The sequence below is a fragment of the Mesorhizobium sp. M2C.T.Ca.TU.002.02.1.1 genome (assembly GCF_003997225.1).
On record NZ_RZTO01000876.1, the window covers coordinates 1 to 2,459 of the forward strand.

The 2,459-nt window shown below is 63.6% G+C and carries 3 protein-coding genes; 2 read left to right on the forward strand and 1 reads right to left on the reverse strand.

Features of this window, described 5'->3' with window-relative positions; all coding sequences use genetic code 11:
- Window positions 1-200 precede the first annotated feature (200 nt).
- Window positions 201-812, forward strand: a complete 612-nt coding sequence (locus EOD07_RS30780) for a TIGR00730 family Rossman fold protein (protein ID WP_041008333.1) — start codon at window positions 201-203, stop codon at window positions 810-812.
- A 55-nt stretch (window positions 813-867) separates the two neighbouring features.
- Here the strand turns inward: EOD07_RS30780 and EOD07_RS30785 are convergent, their stop codons facing one another.
- Window positions 868-1,752 carry a LysR substrate-binding domain-containing protein gene (locus tag EOD07_RS30785; protein WP_127237979.1) on the reverse strand — a complete coding sequence of 295 codons (885 nt, stop codon included), beginning with the start codon at window positions 1,750-1,752 and terminating at the stop codon, window positions 868-870.
- Window positions 1,753-1,868: 116 nt separating this feature from the next.
- Between EOD07_RS30785 and EOD07_RS30790 the strand changes: the two genes are divergently transcribed.
- Window positions 1,869-2,159: a muconolactone Delta-isomerase family protein gene (locus EOD07_RS30790; protein ID WP_127237980.1), complete on the forward strand. Its 291-nt coding sequence runs from the start codon at window positions 1,869-1,871 to the stop codon at window positions 2,157-2,159.
- Window positions 2,160-2,459: the final 300 nt, after the last annotated feature.

A 2,459-nucleotide genomic window follows, 5' to 3' on the forward strand; every position in this document is an offset into this window, starting at 1 on the left:
CCCGATCCATAGGCGACCGCCGCGATGGCGACAACGCCGCCCGTCGCGAACAAAAACGCCTTAGAAGGATTGATAGCCATAATTCTTTATTGCCCCCTTAGCCACCTAACGCCCGGTCTAGCGTGTTTTCTCCATGCTCACAAGAAAAAGCCCGTCCGCGGGCTTGACCGCGCCAACCGTCCCCATCACCAATCATCGCCATGAACACGATTCGATCCGTTTGCGTCTATTGCGGCTCGTCTCCGGGCCGCGACGAGGCCTATATCAAGGCCGGCCACACGCTCGGCCGCTCGCTTGCCAAATCCGGGTTGCGCCTGATCTATGGCGGCGGCACCAAGGGCATCATGGGCGCCGTCGCCGATGGCGCGCTCAAGGCCGGTGGCAAGGTCACCGGCATCATCCCGCGCTTCCTGATCAACAAGGAAGCGACCGAGACCGCACTCGACAAGCTCGATGAACTTTTGATCACCGACAACATGCACGAGCGCAAGCACAGCATGTTCGAAAAATCCGACGCCTTTGTGGCGCTGCCCGGCGGCATCGGCACGGTGGAGGAAATCGTCGAGATCATGACCTGGGCGCAGCTCGGCCATCACCGCAAGCCGATCGTCTTCGCCAACGTCAAGGGGTTCTGGGACCCGATGCTGGCGCTGATCGAGCACATGTCGGGAGAAGGCTTCATCCACACCGCGCACCGGGTCAAGCCGCTGGTGGTCGACGACCCGGAAGCGATCGTCGCCGCCATCATGGTGGCAGGCTCGTCGGTCGACGCACCGACGGAAGGGGTGCAGTCGGTGATAGATAAGATGTAGGGCAATAAGGGAGTAGGGCAGTAAGGCAGTATGCAAGGCTGCCGGAAAATGCCCCCTACTGCCCTACTGCCTTCCTCAAATCCCCAACCACCGCCCTTCGATCCTGCCTTCGCCACGCCAGATGGATCGAAACGCTGCGCTTGAACCACGGCAGGTCGCGGAAGATCACGCCCGGGGGCGCAGCGCTTCGCAGGCTCTCCTGGACCGTGGCGAGGCCGAGGCCGGCGCTGACAAGGCCGAGCGAGGTCAACGGGTCGTTCGTCTCGTAGGCGATATCGGGCATGAAGCCGGATTCGGCGCAGGCCGCCAGGAACTGCGCGCGGTTGGTGTCGCCGACATCCAGCCCGGCCACCTCGACGGCCGCGTCTGGATCACCGTCGTGCGCCAGCCCGGCGACACCAACCAGCGGATCGCCCTCCGGCATTGCCAGCACCAGCGGCTCGCGCCGCACCAGCATGCTTTCAACATCGGGGTCGCTCTCCGGCGCCGGGGAATAGACGAAACCGAGGTCGAGGACGCGCTGCCTCAGATCCTCGAACTGCGCCGCCGTTCGCCGGCTTCTGAGTTGCAGATGAAAATCTGGCCGCGCACGGCGGAAATCCTTCAGCATTGCGGCAACAAGCCCCGAATGCACCGCGCCCTCGACATAGCCGATGGCGAGGCTGCCTGTCGCGCCACTGGCAAGGTTGCGGCCGAGCTCTTCCAGGCGCGCAGCGTTGGCAAGCAATGCGCGGGCTTCGGCGAGGAAGGCCCTGCCCTCGGCATTGAGATGGACGCGCTGCTTCGCCCGCTCGAACAGGGCAACGCCCAGTTGCTCCTCGAGCTGCATGATCTGCCGGCTCAAGGGCGATTGCGAAATATGCAATTGCTCGGCGGCGCGGCCGACATTGCCGGCCTCGGCGACGGCGACGAAATATCTTATCTGGCGCAGATCGAGCATTTTTCCGCTCCCAGCCTCAAGTCCTCAAAGGTCTGAACTTTATCCTAATCAGTCTTGGACAGTCCGACCAGCCGGCGCGATATCTCCCGCAGCAACCGGCCACGAAGGAGATCGCCATGCAGTTCTTTGCCCTGCTCACCCGCAACACCGAAAAGTTCAGCGACGCCGATTTCGCGCCGCTGCTGCCGCCTGAATCCGAACAGCGCAAGACGCTCTACGTGCAAGGTGCGGCACGCCAGATCTGGAACCGCGGCGACGTTCCCGGCACCGGCATCATGTTCGAGGCGGCCGACGAGAAGGAAGTGCGCGGCCACCTCGCCACGCTGCCGCTGATCGAAGCCGGCATGATGGACATCACAGCGATCGTGCCGCTCAACCCTTATCCGGGGTTCGGGCCGAAGCGCTAAGCGCGACTTCAAGTGAGGCTGTTGTCCCGCACGGCAGCTTCATCGCCTCGGAGCCGTGATCGCAGCCACTCGCTCCTCTTGCCGAAGAAGACGTCGTCGCTATTGTCGGCGGCGATCCGGAACAAGGGCGGAATATCCATGAGACTTGGCTTTGTCGGCACGGGCGCGTTGAGCTCGGCCATCGTCACCGGGCTGAAATCGCTGCCGGGGGAGACGACACCGGTGGTGGTCTCGCCGCGCAACGAGGAGATCGCCGCGGAGCTTGCCAGGCGCTACCCGGATGTGCGCATCGCCGCCGAC

Bases quoted from the DNA above. Each gene is read 5' to 3' on its own strand.
- EOD07_RS30780 (WP_041008333.1), top strand. From the start codon at position 201: ATGAACACGATTCGATCCGTTTGCGTCTATTGCGGCTCGTCTCCGGGC.
- EOD07_RS30785 (WP_127237979.1), bottom strand. From the start codon at position 1,752: ATGCTCGATCTGCGCCAGATAAGATATTTCGTCGCCGTCGCCGAGGCC.
- EOD07_RS30790 (WP_127237980.1), top strand. From the start codon at position 1,869: ATGCAGTTCTTTGCCCTGCTCACCCGCAACACCGAAAAGTTCAGCGAC.